At 72.8% G+C, this 17,582-nt stretch carries 19 protein-coding genes; 5 read left to right on the plus strand and 14 right to left on the minus strand.

What is annotated here, in order from left to right:
- Positions 1 to 58 precede the first annotated feature (58 nt).
- Positions 59 to 1,444 carry a glycoside hydrolase family 6 protein gene (locus tag AC2CHG_RS06880; RefSeq protein WP_262012720.1) on the minus strand — a complete coding sequence of 462 codons (1,386 nt, stop codon included), beginning with the start codon at positions 1,442 to 1,444 and terminating at the stop codon, positions 59 to 61.
- A 156-nt stretch (positions 1,445 to 1,600) separates the two neighbouring features.
- Between AC2CHG_RS06880 and AC2CHG_RS06885 the strand changes: the two genes are divergently transcribed.
- Positions 1,601 to 3,094, plus strand: a complete 1,494-nt coding sequence (locus AC2CHG_RS06885; protein ID WP_484524396.1) for a GAF domain-containing protein — start codon at positions 1,601 to 1,603, stop codon at positions 3,092 to 3,094.
- Here AC2CHG_RS06885 and AC2CHG_RS06890 read toward each other — a convergent pair.
- The 12 genes from AC2CHG_RS06890 to AC2CHG_RS06945 all read right to left on the minus strand — a co-directional run bounded on the left by AC2CHG_RS06890 (position 3,039) and on the right by AC2CHG_RS06945 (position 13,243).
- Positions 3,039 to 4,535, minus strand: coding sequence for a glycoside hydrolase family 130 protein (locus AC2CHG_RS06890; protein ID WP_484524397.1), 1,497 nt, complete (start codon positions 4,533 to 4,535; stop codon positions 3,039 to 3,041). The genes AC2CHG_RS06885 and AC2CHG_RS06890 overlap by 56 nt on opposite strands.
- The gene (locus tag AC2CHG_RS06895) at positions 4,532 to 5,584 is read right to left on the minus strand and encodes a glycosyltransferase (protein WP_262012723.1); all 1,053 of its coding nucleotides are present in this window, start codon (positions 5,582 to 5,584) and stop codon (positions 4,532 to 4,534) included. The genes AC2CHG_RS06890 and AC2CHG_RS06895 overlap by 4 nt, the downstream gene beginning before the upstream one ends.
- Positions 5,585 to 5,586: 2 nt before the next feature.
- Complete coding sequence (locus AC2CHG_RS06900; protein ID WP_262012724.1) at positions 5,587 to 6,717, minus strand: glycosyltransferase; 1,131 nt, start codon at positions 6,715 to 6,717, stop codon at positions 5,587 to 5,589.
- 138 nt (positions 6,718 to 6,855) lie between these two features.
- A complete protein-coding gene (locus tag AC2CHG_RS06905) occupies positions 6,856 to 7,869 on the minus strand; it encodes a glycosyltransferase family 4 protein (RefSeq protein WP_262012725.1) in 1,014 nt (337 codons plus the stop codon).
- Complete coding sequence (locus tag AC2CHG_RS06910) at positions 7,866 to 8,039, minus strand: hypothetical protein (RefSeq protein WP_262012726.1); 174 nt, start codon at positions 8,037 to 8,039, stop codon at positions 7,866 to 7,868. The genes AC2CHG_RS06905 and AC2CHG_RS06910 overlap by 4 nt, the downstream gene beginning before the upstream one ends.
- Before the next feature lie 67 nt (positions 8,040 to 8,106).
- Entirely contained in the window at positions 8,107 to 8,472 is a 366-nt protein-coding gene (locus AC2CHG_RS06915; RefSeq protein WP_262012727.1) for a DUF5994 family protein, read from the minus strand.
- Positions 8,472 to 8,864 (minus strand): LapA family protein, encoded by a 393-nt coding sequence (locus AC2CHG_RS06920; RefSeq protein WP_262012728.1) that lies wholly within the window; start codon positions 8,862 to 8,864, stop codon positions 8,472 to 8,474. The genes AC2CHG_RS06915 and AC2CHG_RS06920 overlap by 1 nt, the downstream gene beginning before the upstream one ends.
- A 166-nt stretch (positions 8,865 to 9,030) precedes the next feature.
- Positions 9,031 to 9,783 (minus strand): SigB/SigF/SigG family RNA polymerase sigma factor, encoded by a 753-nt coding sequence (locus AC2CHG_RS06925; protein ID WP_262012729.1) that lies wholly within the window; start codon positions 9,781 to 9,783, stop codon positions 9,031 to 9,033.
- 188 nt (positions 9,784 to 9,971) lie between these two features.
- On the minus strand, positions 9,972 to 10,703 hold the full coding sequence (locus AC2CHG_RS06930) for a GAF and ANTAR domain-containing protein (protein WP_151010859.1): 732 nt from the start codon (positions 10,701 to 10,703) through the stop codon (positions 9,972 to 9,974).
- A 141-nt stretch (positions 10,704 to 10,844) separates the two neighbouring features.
- Positions 10,845 to 11,063, minus strand: coding sequence for a hypothetical protein (locus AC2CHG_RS06935; protein ID WP_225319468.1), 219 nt, complete (start codon positions 11,061 to 11,063; stop codon positions 10,845 to 10,847).
- 119 nt (positions 11,064 to 11,182) lie between these two features.
- Positions 11,183 to 12,250, minus strand: coding sequence for a DUF2855 family protein (locus AC2CHG_RS06940; RefSeq protein WP_262012730.1), 1,068 nt, complete (start codon positions 12,248 to 12,250; stop codon positions 11,183 to 11,185).
- A gap of 87 nt (positions 12,251 to 12,337) precedes the next feature.
- The gene (locus AC2CHG_RS06945) at positions 12,338 to 13,243 is read right to left on the minus strand and encodes an oxidoreductase (RefSeq protein WP_484524398.1); all 906 of its coding nucleotides are present in this window, start codon (positions 13,241 to 13,243) and stop codon (positions 12,338 to 12,340) included.
- 132 nt (positions 13,244 to 13,375) lie between these two features.
- Between AC2CHG_RS06945 and AC2CHG_RS06950 the strand changes: the two genes are divergently transcribed.
- Complete coding sequence (locus tag AC2CHG_RS06950; RefSeq protein ID WP_355510279.1) at positions 13,376 to 14,257, plus strand: helix-turn-helix transcriptional regulator; 882 nt, start codon at positions 13,376 to 13,378, stop codon at positions 14,255 to 14,257.
- Positions 14,258 to 14,262: 5 nt separating this feature from the next.
- Here the strand turns inward: AC2CHG_RS06950 and AC2CHG_RS06955 are convergent, their stop codons facing one another.
- The gene (locus AC2CHG_RS06955; protein WP_151010867.1) at positions 14,263 to 14,739 is read right to left on the minus strand and encodes a TspO/MBR family protein; all 477 of its coding nucleotides are present in this window, start codon (positions 14,737 to 14,739) and stop codon (positions 14,263 to 14,265) included.
- Positions 14,740 to 14,909: 170 nt separating this feature from the next.
- Between AC2CHG_RS06955 and AC2CHG_RS06960 the strand changes: the two genes are divergently transcribed.
- The 3 genes from AC2CHG_RS06960 to AC2CHG_RS06970 all read left to right on the plus strand — a co-directional run bounded on the left by AC2CHG_RS06960 (position 14,910) and on the right by AC2CHG_RS06970 (position 17,578).
- Positions 14,910 to 16,073, plus strand: a complete 1,164-nt coding sequence (locus AC2CHG_RS06960; RefSeq protein WP_357207474.1) for a peptidoglycan DD-metalloendopeptidase family protein — start codon at positions 14,910 to 14,912, stop codon at positions 16,071 to 16,073.
- Positions 16,074 to 16,241: 168 nt separating this feature from the next.
- A complete protein-coding gene (locus AC2CHG_RS06965; protein ID WP_151010871.1) occupies positions 16,242 to 17,039 on the plus strand; it encodes a S1 family peptidase in 798 nt (265 codons plus the stop codon).
- Between the two features lie 98 nt (positions 17,040 to 17,137).
- Positions 17,138 to 17,578 carry a hypothetical protein gene (locus AC2CHG_RS06970; RefSeq protein ID WP_463840927.1) on the plus strand — a complete coding sequence of 147 codons (441 nt, stop codon included), beginning with the start codon at positions 17,138 to 17,140 and terminating at the stop codon, positions 17,576 to 17,578.
- Positions 17,579 to 17,582: the final 4 nt, after the last annotated feature.

Below are 17,582 nucleotides of genomic sequence, written 5' to 3' on the forward strand. Positions count from 1 at the left end.
GCGGCCCGGCGTGGAGGAGTTCCTCCACGCCGGGCCACGACATGAGGGTCGGGGCCGGTCAGGCGGCGCAGGTGGCGGTGGCGCCCTGGCCGGTGCCGGTGCCCTGGAAACCGAAGTTGGTCGTCTGGCCGGCGCCGACCTGCCCGTTGTAGCCCACGTTCGTGAACCGGACGGTGCCGCTGGTGCCGCTGGCCTGGGCGTTCCAGGTGCCGGTGATCGCGGCGCCGCCGGGCAGCGCGACGGTCACGGTCCAGCCGTTGATGGCCGCGGAGCCGGCGGTGACGTTCACGCTGGCGGTGAAGCCGCCGTTCCACTGGTTGATCGCGACCGACGCGGAGCAGCCGTTACCGGCCGGCGGCGGCGTGGTCGGCGGCGCCGTGGTGGGCGGCGCGGTCGTCGGCGGGGCCGTGGTCGGCGGAGCGGTCGTCGGCGGGTTGGTCGTCGGCGGCGCGGTGGTGGGCGGGTTCGGCGCGCCGTTCGCGAGGCTGAAGGCCAGGTCCGGCTGGAACGAACCGGCCGTGTAGCGGCAGCCGTCGGCCTCACCCGGGGGCTTCACCCAGAGGTACGCGTCGATGTTGGCGTCGCCGGTGTTCGTCGTCGGGTACTGCCCGATGCGCCGGTCGGTGTTGTCGTCGGCGCACCAGTCACCGGCGGCTCCCCCGTTGCGGCTGGTGTCGATGACCTGCCGCTTGCCGGAGATGCCCATGCCGTTGAGCGCGGAGATGACCGCCCGGCCGAAGTTCGCCTCGCTGGAGGTGGGGTTGAAGTTCGACACGTTGGTGAAGAAGCCGTCGGCGTACTGCACGCCGGCCGCGCGGAGCCGGTTCGCAGTGTCGTTGGCGCTGTTCCAGGTCGAGTGGCCGCCGTCGAGGTACACCTTGGCGTTGGGGTTGGCCGACTTGATGGTCTGGGTCGCCGTGGTGAGCGCCTGGTTGCGGGCGTTCAGCTCACCGGTGCTCAGGCAGGTCTGGAGCGCGAGCGAGTCGGTCTCCAGGATGATCAGGACGGTCTGGTTGCCGAGTCCGCGGGCGAAGTTGGACACCCAGGTCTGGTACTGGTTGAGGTCCGGCGCCCCGCCCGCGCTCGCGCCGCCGCAGTCCCGGTTGGTGATCTCGTATACCGACAGCACCGGGATCTGCTGCGCCGAGTTGGCGGCGCCGATGAACGCGGAGACCTCGGACTGGATGGTCGACGGGTTGAAGTTGGCGTACCAGCGGGCCTGTGGCTGGCTCGCGATCTTGTCGCGGATGACGGCGGCGCGCGAGTCGCCGGGGTTGGCGGCGACCCAGCGGACGACCGCCGAGGACGGGTCGCGGTAGAGCGATCCGGACACGGTGCCGGCGGACGCGCCGCCGACGGCGAGACCGACGCCGGCCGCGGCGAGCCCCGCGACCGCGGCCACGCTGATGGCCGCTGAACTGCGGCGGGACGAGAGGATAGCCACGTCGTGTTTCCTCCTGATCAAATAGATGTATCTAAGTTCATGGGAGCGTTCCCACGACGGTAACGGAGGCGGGCGTCGATGCCAAGATGTGAACGCCGGCCACTGCCCCGTAATCTGGCGACGGTCGACGAGGCGGGCGTGGGAGGAAGACCAGGCATGACGGCGCTACCAGGCCAGCATCTGCCTACGGCGGGTTCGCCGGTCGCCGGGCGGCCCGCGGACGAGGATCTGCGGACACTGTTCGGCAAGTCCATCGCCGTCTTCGCCGCGCTCGCCGGGCCGACGCACGTGGTGGAGGCGGCGAACCCGGCGTTCTTCACCGCCATCGGCGAGGAACGGGCCCGTACCGGGGTCGCGCTCGCCGAGCTGATGCCCGAACTCGACGGCCAGGGCTTCATCGCCCTGCTGGACGAGGTCTACCGCACTGGCGAGTCGTACACCGGCCACGACGCCCGGATCATGCTCGGCGCCGGGCCGCAGGCGCGGGAGGCGTTCTTCGACTTCACCTACGAGGCACGCCGCGACGCCGACGGCACGGTGACCGGGATCCGCGTGATCGGCGTGGAGACCACGCAGGTCAAGCACGCGCAACGGCTGATGGCCGAGCACCGCGCGATGCTGGAGCAGATCGCCCGGCAGGCGCCGCTGGCCGAGGTGCTCGACGGGATGGCCCGCTGCATCGAGAACCTCGCGCCGCAGGAGGTGCTCGTCTCCGTCCTGCTCGCCGACGCCGACGGCCGGCACCTGCGCCACGGCGCCGCGCCCAGCCTGCCCGACTTCTACAACCAGGCCATCGACGGGATCGCCACCGGTGAGGGTGTCGGCTCGTGCGGCACCGCCGCGCACCGGCGGGAACCGGTCGTCGTCACCGACATCGCCACCGACCCGTTCTGGGCCGACTTCCGCGACCTGGCCGAGCGGGCCGGGCTGGCCGCCTGCTGGTCCACGCCGATTCTGGCCCGCGACGGCGGCCTGCTCGGCACGTTCGCCATGTACCACCGCACCCCGCGTGTCCCGCGCGACGCCGACCTGGCGCTCGCCCGGGTCTTCACCGGCACCGCCGCGCTGGCCATCGAACGCCACCACATCGAACAGGCGAAGGCCGACGCGGACGCCCGCGCCCGGGCCGCCCACGACGAGCTGGCCCGGGTGGTGCGGGCGGAGCGGGAACTACGGGCCGAGGCGGAACAGCGCGCCGCCGCGGCGGCGGAACTCACCGCCCGGCTGCGCGCCGCCGCCGCCGCGCAGGCCGCCACTCCGCGCCCCGAGCGGTGTCAGCTCGGCGGCGGCGACGGCTGCACGGCACCCGCCGAGATCAAGATCGCTGACTCGTGGGGCGACTCGGCGTGGGGCTGTCCGCTCCACGTCGAGGAGGCAATCATCAACGTGCGTTCGGTCTTCATCGCCAACGAGGAACTCGGCGTGGGGCTGTCCGCTCCACGTCGAGGAGGCAATCATCAACGTGCGTTCGGTCTTCATCGCCAACGAGGAACTCGGCGGCCTGGCCGCCTACCTCAACCGCTGACCACCGGTCGATCCCGCGCCCGGGAAGCGTCGACGCCGCGCCGGGGCCTGGAGCGGGCGCGTCCTTCGTCTACCCCGCCGCCTGGGCGGAGGGGCCGTGCGGCAATCGCACCATCGCCCCGATGAGCGCGGCCAGCGGCACGGTGGCGAAGCCGACCCGGGCGTCGCTCGCCCCGTACGGCAGCCACAGCTCGCCTGCGTGCACGAGCCCGCCGCAGGAGTAGACGACGTTCGGTACGTATCCGTCCCGGTCTGCCTCGTCGGGTGACAGGAGCGCGCCGGGAAGCCGTGCGACGACCCGCTCCGGTCGGCGCAGGTCCAGCAGGAGCGCGCCGATGGCGTAGCGGCGCATCGGGCCGACGCCGTGGGTGAGCACCAGCCAGCCGTCGTCGGTCTCGATGGGCGACCCGCAGTTGCCGACCTGGATCAGCTCCCAGCTGTCCCGGGGGGCGTGCAACGGCACCGGTTCCTGCCACCGGTTCTCGCCGTTCAGACAGGTCAGGCCGATGGTCTCGCCGTCGGCGCGGCACAGGGCGAGGTGCCGGCCGCCGACGGTACGGGGGAACAGCGCGACGCCCTTGTTGCGGACGCCCGGCCCGCGCATCGGGGTGACCTCGAATCGGCGCAGGTCGGTGCTGGCCAGCGTGCGGGTGGCGATGCGCCGGCCGTCGTAGGCGGTGTAGGTGGCCCGGTACACCGGTCCGTTCTCGTCGGTGAACCGCACGAACCGGGCGTCCTCCATGCCGTTGCTCTCCGCCGGCGTGGCCGGCCAGAGCACCCGTTGATGCAGGGCGGTGTCGGCGGGGAAGGCGGTGGCGTAGCCGGCGGCGTTGGTGCGGCGCAGTTGTTCGAGACTGGCCATCCCGCCACTGCGGGACAGCAGGTCCGGTGGCAGGTCGCCGAGCACCCGCTCGAAGGTGGCCTCGTCGTACCGTTCGGGCAGGGCGTCCAGCACGGTGGCGGTGATCTCGTTGTCGCAGTCCACCTCGGCCAGGCCGGCGGCCAGGAGGTCCCGCCGGTGCCGTACGCCGGTCCGCTGCCCCACCACGAGCGGACCCGAGCGTTCGGCGACTGTCAGTCGGCGTCCGGGTCCGAGGACGGCGGTGGCGAAGCCGATGGACGACAGGTGGCCCTCGCCGATCTGGCGCAGGCTGACCGCGGCGCGTACCTGCCCGGCGCTCAGACCGGTCTGATCGGGGTGGACCACCATCGACGGGTTGCACAGCGCGGCGGACTCGACCGCGTACTCGTGACTGAAGTAGGCGCCGACCAGGAGACGGGCGGCGGGGGAAAGGTCCCAGGCCCGGGCGGCGCGGTGCCGCACCAGGTCGTAGTGGTGGTGAAGCCGGCCGTCCAGATCCCGGTGCCGAGCTCCGAAGCGCTCGAAGGTGCCCCGCAACAGACGGCCGGTCTCCTCCTCGTCGAGGTGCGCGACGCGGTCGATGAGCGCCCTCGCGCGGCTGCGTACCAGGGCGGCGTCCTCGCCCGGGACGAAGAGTTTGAGAATCACCCGGCGTGGGTCCGGGGTGAGGACGACGTCCTGCCGGACGGCCAGGCTCCCGGTCACGACCACCGCCGGGCGTGCTGCAGGGTGGAGATCAGCGCGAGGGTCGACTCGGCGCCCTGGTTGGCGTTCGGCCCGTGCGTGGTCAGACCGTCGTAGGCGCCGCCGGTCGCCGGATCCCACATCCGCGTGCCGGTGTCGTTCTCACCGAGGAACCACCCCACCGCCTGCCGTATCCCGGCCTCCCAACCGGGATCGCCGGTGACCTCGGCGGCCGTGGCGCAGGCGTCGGCGAAGGCGGCGACCTCGATCGGTTGCTGGTCGTGGCGCAACCGTGCCGCGCCGCGCCGCCACCCGCCGGCGGGTATGACCGACAGCCGCCCGTCGCGCAGTTGGACCTCACGCAGCCAGGCCAGCATCCGTAGCCCGTCGTCGAGGGAGGGTCCCCCGTGACGCAGCTGGCTGGCGGCGACGACGACCTCCGCGAGGGCCGCGCTGGCGTAGGTCAGCCCTTGCTGCGGCCAGGGCCACCGCGGGTCGGATCCGGGGCCGCCGATCGTCGTCGCGGCGTCCGTCAGCAGCGCGGCAGCGGCAGCGTGGGCGGGGTGGCGGCGAAGCACCTCGACCGCGCCGAGCCCGGCGAAGGCCATCGTGTGCGGCGCCGGGGAGCGCCGGTTGGCGCCCCGGCTGAAGGCGACGAGTGCCTCCTCCCGGATCCAGGCGGCGGGACTGCGGGCAGCGGCGGTGCCGAGCCCCCACAGCGCCCGGCCCCACCAGTCGCCGAGGCCGGCCTCGTCGGTCCAGCGCCGGTCGTGCCCGAGCCGGTTGTGAAAGGCGCCGCCGACGTCCTGGGCGTGGGTCAGGAAGGCGAGGTAGCGCTCGGCGAGCCGCAGCACCTCCTCGGCCGGCTCCGGTTCGCGGCTGGTGACGACCAGGCCGCGGGCGACATCGTCGGTGCAGTAACCGTGCTCGCGCCGGACGATGGCGTGCCGGGCGTGTTCGAACAGCCCGGTGTCGTCACTCAACCGAATCAGGTGCGCGAAGCTCGGCCGGGGCGTCGGCTGCCGGCGGCCGGTGTCCGGCACGCTGGACAGACCAGTGGTCGCGGTCACGCCTATGCCGCACTGGCCGCGGTAAGGCGGGCGGCGACGAGCCGTTCGGCGAGGGCGCCGTAGCGGGCCGCCACCGCCGGCCAGCGCAGGTCCGAGGCGATCGGGCGGACGCGGCCGGCCAGCCGGGCCGCCAGGCCCGGTTCGCTGAGGATCCGCCGGATCGCGGCGGCCAGCGCCGCCGGATCCCGATGGGGTACGACCAGACCGGGGCCGCCGGTGAGCAGTTCGACGGCGTGCGGGAAGGCGGTGGCCACGACGGGCACCCCGGCGGCCACCGCCTCGACCAGCACACCTGAGGTGACCTGTTCGCGGGAGTCGTAGGGCAGCACGACCACATCGGCGGAGCGGATCAACCGGCCGAGGGCGGCTTGGTCGTGGTAGACGTCCTGGTAGTCCACGGCGTGGGCGATGCCGAGCTGCGCGCCGAGCCGGTGCAGTCCCGACCGGTACGCCTCCCCGTGGTGCTCGACCACCTTGGGGTGGGTCCGGCCCGCGACGGTGTAGGTGGGGGTCGGGTCGAGGTCCTGCAACCGCGCGAGCGCCTGCAACGACCACTCGACGCCCTTGCCGGGGCCGAGCAGTCCCCAGGTCAGCAGGTGTGGGCGGGTACGGCGGTCGGCGGGCACGCGGACGTGCTCGGCGGCGCCGTGCGGGATGACAGTGACCTTCTCCGGCCGTACGGAGTAGCCGACGAGCAGCCGGTCGCGAGCCGTGCCGGTCATCGTGACGACCGCTCCGGCGGCGGCGACGATCTGCTCAAGCAGGGACTTCTGCCGGGCGGTCGGACGGCGGAGCACGGTGTGCAGGACCACGATGCTGGGCACGGTGAGCCGGCGCAACACCGGCAGGACGTCCTCGCCGTCGGCCCCGGGGTAGATGCCGTACTCGTGCTGCACGACGGCCACGTCGAAGGCGTTCAGGGCGGCTGCGGCGTCCCGCCAGCCGGCCTGGGTGCACGTCGACCAGGTGTGCACGACCCCGGGCCCGGCCCGCTGGTCGTCGCCGCGGTCGGTGACCCGGACGATGCCACCGCGCGTGCCGTCGGCGGTCAGGTGGGCGGCGAGGGTGGAGTTGAAGGTGGCCAGTCCACACCGTGTCGGCGGGTGGGTGCTGAGAAATCCGTAGCTGGGCATGGGTGTCGGGCCTTCCGGTTGTCGGCCACCTCCGGGGTACGGGGACGAGCCTCACGCGGTATCGGCGTACGCCGGCCAGCGTGTGTGGCCGGCGGAACGGATTCGGGAGCTGCCCGGTGCGGGGCGCCCCCGGCAGGTTCAGCGTCTCGGTCGACGGATGAGGTCGTCGTAGACGGCAAGGTATTCGGTGGCCATCCGGTCGCCGCCGAAGCGCTCCCGGGCCCGCGCCCCACAGGCGGCCCGGTCCAGCTCGGCAGCCCGGGTGACGGCGTCGACCGCCTGCTCGACGGTGTGCACGAGGAAGCCCGTCACCCCTTCGTCGACCACCTCCGGCATGGATCCTCGCGCGTACGCGACGACAGGCGTGCCGCAGGCCATCGACTCCACCACGGACAGCCCGAACGGCTCCTCGAAGGCGATCGGGTGCAGCAGCGCGGCGCTCGCGCCCAGCACCTCCGCACGTCGTTTCGGGCCGACCGAGCCGAGGAAGACGACCTGGTCGCCGTCGATGTGCGGGGCCACCTGTTCGGCGAAGTACCGCTCGTCCTGCACGATGCCGCAGATGGTCAGCGGCCGTCCGGCGCGGCGGGCGATCTCGATGGCGGTGTGGATGCCCTTGTCCGGATGGATCCGGCCGAAGGCGGCCAGTCCCGGGCCCGCCTCCCGCCTCAACGGCAGCCCGGTGAGGTCGACACCGTGGTACACCGTGGCGACGTAGTCGAGTTCCGCGCTCCGGTCGGCGTCGGAGATCGACACGTAGGACGAGCGGGCCCGGGCGTACGCGGGTAGGATGCCCGCGCCGGAGAAGCCGTGCACGGTGGTGAGCAGCGGAGCACGACAGTGTTCGGCGAACGCCAGCGGCAGCCAGTCGAGATGACTGTGCACCAGGTCGAACCGGCCGGAACGGGCCATCGCGTGGGACACGTGCATCGCCTCCCACACCCGCCCGTCCATTCCCGGGTCGTCGGCGTAGCCACGGGGGCACACGCCGTCGAGGGCGGCGGACGTGACGGAGTCGAGTGTCGCGAAGAGGGTCACGTCCACGCCGCGAGTGACCAGCCCTTCGGCGAGCAGCCCGGTCACCTGCTCCCAGGGACCGTAGTGGTGCGGGGGTGTCCGCCAGGCGATCGGCCCGAGCAGGGCAACCCTCACCAGGACCGGGTGGCGGCGAGGTCGGCCGGATCGAGACGCAGGGTGGCGAGCAGCCCGGCGTGCTGGTCGGAATCCACCAGCTCCGGCAGTTCCCGCTCGACCCATTCGGCCCTGACCTTCTGCCCGCGCTCGCGCAGCGCCGCAGCGATCCGGTATCTGGCGATCCTCATCGGTACCCCCTTGTGAAGCGGTGCGGAACGGTCATGGCCCGCCCCCGGGCCGGGCTGGTCCGGGCGTTCAGGCCCGGACCGGCGCTGTCACGGCCAGGTCGATCCGCAGATTCGGCGTGCCTGTCAGGATCACCCGCTCGGCGTCGAGGGTGGCGAACCAGCCCACCCGCACCACGGTGCCGCCGACACCGATCCGCGTCGGATGGCTGTCCCAGGCCGCCGGCGGAAGCATGACCCGTTCGATCACGCCGTCGCCTCGGGCGGCGAGCGCGGTGATCAGGCTGGACAGTTCGACGACCGGGTCTCGTGACGTGGGCCACCAACCGCCGTCGAACATCGCGCGGCTGGACGGTGGATCGGCCAGCCGCAGGCGTGCCGTCGGCAGGTCACTGGTGCAGACCCACGTCATGCGGTCCTGGGCTGAGCGGACCATCAGTTCCGTCCCTCTCGTACGCCGGCGTCCGGGTCGGTGCCGGCGAGGTCTGGACGGGTGCCGGGGGTGGCGCGGCGCCTGCGGGTCGCCAGCCGCAGCTGGATGACGCGTCGCGTGGTGGTCTGGACGGTCACCAGTAGCACGCCGAACACCGCGGCCAGCAACAGCGCGACCCCCATCGGGAGCTCCCCGCTCGCACCGAAGAAGTGCACGGTCGTGCGTTGACCGTTCTGCAGGATGAAGATCAGAAGCAGGAGCAGCACCACGGCGAAGGCCGTGATCGCGACCAGCGATCCCGGGGCGCGGACGCGCGGCACCGGACGGGGCCGGTTGTTGATCTCAGGTGTGGACCGCACGGTGGCGGAGCGGGTGGAGTCGGCGAACCTGGTCATGGTGGACCTCATCTCGGCGGTGGTGCGCGAACAACGCGAACCGGGAGCCGTCGGGGTCCGGGACGACATCCTGAGCCTACCCGCGGCCTGACCGATCGGTACGTCCAAGATGTCGGAACTACCCCTCTGGCCGAACACGTACCGTCAGAGCCCGGCCGGCGACCGCTCAGCGGAGCATCCCGGCTCTCAGCTGGGCCAGAGAGCGCGTCAGCAGCCTGGAGACGTGCATCTGCGACAGCCCGACCCGGGCGGCGATCTCTGCCTGGGTCAGGTCACCGTAGAACCGCATGGTCAGGATCCGACGTTCACGTAGGGGAAGCGCCGCGAGGAGCCCTCGGAGGGTGAGGTGGTCGTCCACTGCCGCGTATCCCGGATCGGCGGCGCCGACGTGTGCGATCCGCTCGACACCGTTGCCCCCGGGCCGTGGCTCGTTCACCGACTGCAGACGATAGAAGTCGAAGGCGGTGACGGCGGCCACGATCTGGGGGACAGTCACCTCCAGGTGGTCGGCGAGCTCTGCGTCGGTTGGTTCGCGACCGTGCCGCTGCCCGAGCTTGCTCCGCGCCTCCGGCACCCGGGCGCTCAGTTCCTGCATCGATCGCGGGGGCCGGATCGCCCAGGCCGAATCGCGGAAGTGTCGTCGGATGCCGCCGAGGATGGTCGGGATGGCGTAGCCGGCGAACGGCGCGCCCAGGTCGGTGTCGTAACCGTCGACGGCTTTGATCAGACCGAGCGCGCCGACCTGAGCCAGATCCTCGTATGACTCTCCGCGGCCGGTGTAGCGGCGGGCCAGCCGGTCCGCCATCGGCAGGTTCGCCTCGATGATCCGGGCTCGCAGCCGGGCCCGGTCGGGATCTTCGGGGCTCAGGGCCGCGCGTCGACGCAACAGTTGTTCACTCGCCCCCGTTGCCGGGGTCACTGTCGGAGGGGACGGCACGGCCGGCGGTGTCACGATTGTGGTGACCATTGTCCTGTGCCCCTAACGGGCTGGTGGCGGCGAGACTGGCGGCCACCGGGGACCCGGGCGACACCGTCACCGTACGCCTTCATTCCCCCGGCCGAAACCCGGGCGGCCCGGCGAAGCACCCTCAGGTGTCGAACCGGTCGTCAGTCGGACTTGTCGGCGACCGGTACCGGCGCGAGCTGCTCGGAGCCGTCGACGATCGCCTGGGCCAGTTCGGACAGCCGCCGGTTGCGGCTGCGGGCGCCGTCGCGCAACATCGCGAAGGCCTGGCCGACGTCCACCTGGAGGCGCTCGGCCAGAATGCCCTTGGCCTGTTCGATCAGCACACGGCTGTTCAGGGCGGTCTGCAGCTGCTCGGTGATGATGTCGCGCTCGTGGATGGCACGGTGTTGCAGCAGTCCGATGGTGGCCACGTCGGCGAGCGCCCGGGCTATGCGGAGCCTGCCCTGGTCGACAGCTCCCGGCCGGACGTCGAAGAGGCTCAGCGCGCCGATCACCTCGGAACGCAGGCGCATGGGCAGGGCGTGCACCCCAGCGAAGCCGACCTCGGCCGCGGCGGCGCTGAACCTCGGCCATCGGGCGGTGGTCAGGGTCAGGTCGGCGACCGACACCGGTTGCCCGGAGGTGAAGCAGTCGAGGCAGGGCCCCTGGCCGGTCTGGAGCTGGAACAGCTCCAGCAGCCGGGTGCGTTCGGAGGAGGCGGCGACCACCCGCAGCGTGGCGCGCTTGTCGGTCAGGAGCAGCCCGGCCGCCGACACATTCAGCAGCTCGACACACCTCTCGGTCAGCCCCTGCAGGAACTCGATCACGTCGAAGTCGTCGACGAGAGTGTCGGCCATCTCCACGAAGACGTCGGCCAGCTGGATCTCGGTCATTTCGGTCACCTCGCCGATCAGCGGTCCCGCAGTCGGACCGCCGAGCGGCGCGTCATCGCCCTGGCGGACCAGATGCACGTGGCGCCCGCCCACGACCCGATTCAGAGGTAGGTCTCTGCGTCCGTCACCCTGGATGACGGCCTAGCGCCGGGCGGGCGCGCCGGCCGACTCGCGAGCGGGGCGCGCCGCGGTGAACGGGCTCCGCAGGCGGGTCATGGATTCGGCGCTGATGTCCGCGATCGGACTGCGCTCGTCGTCGGTGGCCCCGAACCCTTCCGCGCGGAAGGGGTTCAGGGCGAACGTGTTGTCGGGCACGTGGTGCTCCAAGGAAATCTGCACGGCAGCGCTCGACTCAGTCATCGCGGCTGGGAAACCGTGGGAAAAGCAAGGGGTCGGCGATCAGCCGCCGGCACCCCGTTAGGGACAGCCTAGCGCGCATCGGCCGACCCGGCCCGTCACGGTCGATATCGGCGGCGTTCTCAGAGCTGGACGACGTGACCCACCCGGGGCGGCGTCCGGCCCGCGAGGACGTCGAGCCACGCGTCCCGCAGCGCCTCCGGGCCGGTGCCGACCCGCACGTCGAGCCATCCGCTCACTACCTGGGAGAACCGCTGCCAGGCGTCGGCGAAGCGTTCGTCGAGACCGGCCCGGCCCCAGTCCTGGCTCCGCTTGCGGATGCGCACCGGCGCGAAGAAGACCTCCCCGGCGGCGTCGGCGTTGGGCGTCTGCTGGGTCAGGCCGACGGCGATGTCCCGGACGAGCAGGTCGCCGAGGTGCGCCCGCAGGGCGGCGCGGGTCGCGGGTGAGCCGGACAGGTCGAGGTAGACGGTCGGAACGGCGTCGAGCGCGCCGATGTCGTCGTAGGAGAGGACGTCGTCGTAGCAGCCCAGCGATCGGGTGAAGGCGAGGTTCCCGGGCGAGGTGAGCCCGATCAGGCGCGGGCCGCGGCCGTGCAGCTCGAACGCGGCGGCGTACGCCGTCTTGCTCGACGCCGACGACAGCACCAGCGTCCGCGCGCCGTAGCCGTCCTCGTCGATCACCTGGTCGGCGAGCATGAACGAGGTGAAGAACAGCGGCCGGAACAGGATCAGCAGGTCCTCCTGCTCCGCGCGGTAGGCGGGGTCGCCGTCGGTGGCCCGGTAGGAGTTGTACGGCGAGGGCAGTTCGGCCCGGTGCGGGCTCGCGTCGCGGAACCCGGACGCGTCCACCCGGTCCGGGCGTACCACCAGGTGGCCTGCGGGCGGCAGGTAGCCGTAGACCCGTTGCCCCGGCTCGACGCCGGCCACCGTGGACGCGACGACCTCGGCGAAGCCCCACAGTGGCGGGAGCCCCCACCCGCCGTCGAGCCCGCGCGGCTGCGGCGGGAAGAACTCCCAGTAGCGCATCGCCTCGCCGAGCACCGCGTAGGTGACGTTGTTGGCGGTCAGGCCGACGCGGTCCACGCGCAGCAGCGCCTCCCCGTCGGCGAGGCCGGGCACGGCGCCGTCGACGAGCGTGGTGCGAGCGAGGTCGTCACGGGCCACAGCGAACGTCCACGAGTCAGCCATGGCCTGACGCTAGGCAGCGGCGAAACCGGAGACAAGTGCACTGGGAGTGCAAAATCCCACTCGGCCGCGTCGTTGCGCGCCGCCGGTTCAGAGGTAACGAACACCGGTCAGCTCCGCCGCCGCAGCCCAGATGCGCTTCCCGACGGCCGGGTCGGCGGCCTGCCGGCTCAGCCGCGCCTCGGTCACCGGGCCCCAGGTCTCGAAGAACCGGGACGGGCCGAAGAACTGGCCGCCGCGTACCTCCGGGTCGGTCGCGGCCCGCAACTGCGGAAGGACGCCCCGCTCGACCGGCTGGGTGGCGAGCAGGCCGAGCCGCCCGATCACCCGTCCCAGCCGGCCCCGGTGCTCCCAGGCACGCGGCGTGAGGTTGCTGCGGGTGAGACCGGGATGCGCCAGCGCGCTGACGACCGGCGACCCGGCCGCGCGCAGGCGGCGGTCCAGCTCGACGCCGAAGACCGTGGTGGCGAGCTTCGAGCGGCCGTACGCGGCAGAGGCCCGGTAGTCGCGCTCGGACATCAGGTCGCCGAAGTCGAGGCGCGCGTTGCGGTGGGTGAGGGAGCTGAGGCTCACCACCCGCGCCGCCCGCGCCCCGGCCAGGGCGTCCAGCAGCAGGCCGGTCAGCGCATAGGGGCCCAGCGTGTTGGTGGCGAACTGGAGCTCGAAGCCGTCGGCGGAGGTACGGCGCGGGCCGAGCAGCACCACACCGGCGTTGTTGACCAGCAGGTCGATCGTCGGATGGTCGGCGGTCAGCTTCGCGGCGAACGCGCGTACCGAATCGAGGCTTGCCAGGTCCAGCTCGCGTACCTCGGTGTCGCCGCCGATGTGGCCGGCGGCCTGCCGGCCGGCGGCGGTGTTCCGCACGGCCAGCACGACGTGGGCGCCGCGGCGGGCCAACTCGGTGGCGGTGACCAGGCCGAGGCCCGAGTTCGCGCCGGTCACGACGGCGACCCGGCCGCGCTGGTCGGGGATGCGGTCGGCGGTCCATCCGGTCATCTGCTGCTCCTCGGGTGCGGGGTTCGCGTCCGGCGATGACGCTAGGAGCGATCCGGCCGGTCTCGGTCGTTCGCGGTTGCCTAGGTCCGCCGGACCTACCCTGGGCGCCCGGCGTCGCGGCAGACTGGCGGCATGAGCAGCCCGCATCCGTACGCCCGCGAGCTGGGCGCCTTCCTCCGCGCCCGGCGCGGCCGACTTCGCCCCCGCGACATCGGCCTGGAGCCGGGCGGCCGACGCAAGGTGACCGGCCTGCGGCGGGAGGAACTGGCCCTGCTGGCCGGGCTGAGCACCGACTACTACCAGCGGATGGAGCAGGGCCGGGAGGTACGCCCCTCGGACGACGTCCTGGACGCGATCGCTGGCGCCCTCGGTCTGGACGACACCGAACGCCGGCACCTGTTCACGCTGGCCCGGGCCGCCCGGCGGCCGGTGCCCGCGCGCGTCGAGCGCGGCCCGGAGCGGGTGCCGGACAGCACCCGGCGGCTGCTGCGGGTGATGGACACCCCGGCGGTCGTCCTCGGCCGGCATCTCGACCTGCTCGACTGGAATCCGATGGCGCAGGCGCTGCTCGGTGACCCGGCGGATTACCCGCCCGGCCGGCTCAACATGCTCCTGCTGATGTTCGACGACGCGCTGACCGGGGGACGGAGCTGCCCGGACTGGGAGCGGCAGGCGCTGGACTACATCGGCATGATGCGCGCCGCCGTCGCCGACGACCCGACCCATCCCCGCGCCACGGCCGTCGTCGGCGAGCTGAGCATCCGTAGCGCGGAGTTCCGGCGGCTCTGGGCACGGCACGACGTCCGCGCCTCGGTGAGCGGCACCAAGACGTTCCGGGTGCCCGGACTGGGGGACATCGTCCTGGACTGGGACACCTATCCGCTGCCGGGCAGTCCCGGCCCGGTCATACTCGTCTTCACCGCCGAGCCGGGCAGCCCGGACGCCGACCGGCTACGGCTCCTGGCGTCGTGGCGTGCGACCCGCCCGGCGCCCGCCGACGTCCACCCGGCCTGATCCGGTCACCGCCCCCGGTTGAGGCCGACGATCGCGCCGTTGAGGGCGGTGGCGAAGAGGGTCCAGGCGACGTACGGGGCGAGTGCCGCCCCGGCGGGACGGTCGGTGCGCGCCGCGCGGCCCAGCAGCACGACGTTGGACACGTTGAGCGCGGCGATCTCGGCCAGCGCGGCTCCGGGCCTGCGGGCGCCGAAGAACAGGGCGCTCCAGCCGGCGTTGAGCGCCAGGTTGAGCGCGTAGCCGCGCGCGAAGGCGGCGCGCTCGGGCCCCTCGGAGCGGTCCAGCGCGCGGGCGCCGGCCACCGCGATCAGCCCGTACAGCGGGGTCCAGACCAGGGGGAACGCGGCCGACGGCGGCTGCCAGGCGGGCTTGCGCAGGCGGCGGTACCAGCGCGACGAGGTGCCGGTGGAGGTGGCGGCGGCGCCCGCGGCGGCGGTCGCGGCGACTGCTGCCGCAGTCTTGACCAGGGTCGGTACTCGCATCCCGCTCATCTACCCGGTCGGCGGCGGATCAACCCGCCACCCACCGGAAGATCCACTTCCGGATACGCCCCGATGCACAGATCCTTCACCGTCGCGCCGAGAGTCGTAGACAACTTTCACGACCGTCGATAGCCTCTCAATCCAGTGACAGATGTCGATAAGGAGGCTCCATGCGACGGCTCATGCTCTCCTGCGCCCTGGCGGCCATCGGCGCCTGGGCGGTAGCCCCGGCGCCAGCGACCGCCGCCCCTCGCCCGGCACCGGGCCCCGTCGCCGACGCCGTGACCGCGAAGCTTCTCGGCTCGGCCGGCTCGGCCACCGCCCGCGCGGCGGACGCGCAGCAGGCCCGGATCACCGTCACCCGCACGAACGGCCGGTGGGCCTTCGGCACCGCGGTGCTGCTGGCCGACCGGTCCGAGGACGCGCACCCCACCGGATCGGTCTTCCTCGCCCGGTCCGACAGCAAGGGCTGGACCGTCGCCTTCGACGGCGAGGCGTCGTTCGGTGACCTGGCCGCCGCGTCACCGCTGGTGAGCGAGAACGAGAAGGCCGTGTTCCGCACGCCGGTGGCGCCACTGGCCGCGGGCGGGGACTTCCGCACCGGCATGGCGCTGCCGTTCGCGGTCGGGCAGACGTGGACGCTGACCTCCGGGCCGCACGGCTGGGGCGGGGCGGCCGCGCCGTGGAGTTCGGTCGACCTCGCCGGTGGCGACCAGGTGGTCCGGGCCGCGCGGGCCGGTACGGCGTACACGATGTGCACCGGGTGGATCCGGGTCATCCACGACCGGGGCTACTCGACCGACTACTACCACCTGTGGAACAGCATCTCCGTCAACGGCGCCGCCGTCGCGCAGGGCGCGTACCTCGGCAACACCGGCACCGACGTCACCTGCGGCGGCTCCGCCACGGGCCGGCACGTGCACTTCGGGCTGCGGCAGAACTCGGCGTACGTGCCGATCGCCGGGCACGGCATCGGCAAGTGGGACTTCGTCAGCGGCGCGGCCGCGTACCAGGGTGGCGCCCGGCACGGATCCGCCTACGTCGGCGGGGGTGGCGGCGTCTACAACTACGGCGCGCTCGGCTTCAACCAGGGAGTCGTCGACGCCAACGGCGGTGGCACGCTGACCCGGCGCTCCGGCCCCGGCACGGGGTACGGCGCGGTCGGATCGATAGCGGACGGGGCCACCGTCACCGTCTCCTGCTCCGCCAACGGCACCTCGCACACCGGCCGGTACGGCACCACGGCGCTGTGGGACCGGCTCAGCGACGGAAGCTGGGTGTCCGACGCCTACCTCTCCACCGGAGTCAACGGGCCGATCAACGGCTGGTGCTGACCACGCGGGCGACACGTGCCGGCGCCGGACACGGCGTCGGCACGCGCGGCGTATGACGCAGACGGGATGCCCGCATCCATTGCCGTTCATCGATGCCTGCCCATAGGCTCCCTGCCACCACGAGTGCGGCCCGGCGGGGCGGCACAGCGTCGATGTCTGGAGGGAACCATGGTCCGTTGGCGCAGATTCCTCGGCCGGATGGCGGCCGTTCTGGCAGTGGTCACCGCGGGAGCGGTCACCGCGGTGGCGCCCGCCGCAGCGGCACCGGCCGGGGACATGACGCCGTACGTCGTCGGCGGCACCCGGGCCGCGCAGGGCGAGTTCCCGTTCATGGTCCGGCTCTCGATGGGCTGCGGCGGAGCGCTCTACAGCCCGCGACTGGTCCTCACCGCCGCGCACTGCGTCGGCCGTACCGGCGCCAACACCAGCATCACCGCGACGCTGGGCGTGGTGGACCTCCAGTCCTCCAGCCGGATCCAGGTCCGCTCCAACTACGTCTACCGGGCCCCCGGCTACAACGGCAACGGTGACGACTGGGCGCTGATCCGGCTCGCCACCCCGGTCACCTCGCTCGCCACGCTCAAGATCGCCACCAGCACTGCGTACGACAACGGCACGTTCACGGTGGCGGGCTGGGGCGCCGCGCGGGAGGGCGGCGCGCAGCAGCGCTACCTGCTCAAGGCCACGGTGCCGTTCGTCGACGACACCACCTGCAACCGCTACTACGGCGGCGACGTGATCCCCAGCGAGGAGATCTGCGCCGGTTACGCCAGCGGCGGTGTCGACACCTGCCAGGGTGACTCGGGTGGCCCGATGTTCCGCCCGGACGCCGCCGGCGCCTGGATCCAGGTGGGCATCGTGAGCTGGGGCAACGGGTGCGCCCGCCCCAACTACCCCGGCGTCTACACCCAGGTCAGCACGTTCGCCTCGGCGATCCAGTCCGCCGCCACGAGCCTCGGCGGCTGACCGCGCACGGCGCGGTGGCCCGGTCGCGGCGTTGCGGCCGGGCCACCGCCACGTCCACGCGGATCCGCCGGTGACGGTGACTGCTACCTTTCGGACGCATGGACGACTCCCCTCGCTGGTACCGCCCGGCCCCCGACGTGCTGCTCACGGTCGGCAGCGCCACCGCGCTGCTCGGCTACCTGATCCCGTGGTTCCGCGCCAGCCGCCGCCACCAGTGGTCGTACTCGGGCTGGGCCTACCTGGAGACCGAGGGCGGCTGGACCTGGCTGGTCGTGGTGTCCCTGGTGATCGCCGTCCTCGCCGGCCTCTGGGCCGGGCGGAGCGTGGCGTGCGCCAAGCTCGCGGTCGGCGCGGCGGTGGCCGGGATGTTCCTCGCCAGTGCGGTGGTCGCGGTGAGCCTGGGCGCACTGCCGGAGCGCGACAGCATCAACTGGGTCGGTGAGCTGCCGTTCGAGATGGGGATGCCGCTCATGGCGGTCGGATTCGGGGCGGTCGTCGCCGGGGCGCTGGGCACCGTACGCCGCCCGGTGCAGGAGTGACGCG

This window comes from Micromonospora sp. ATLC20, assembly GCF_057196585.1.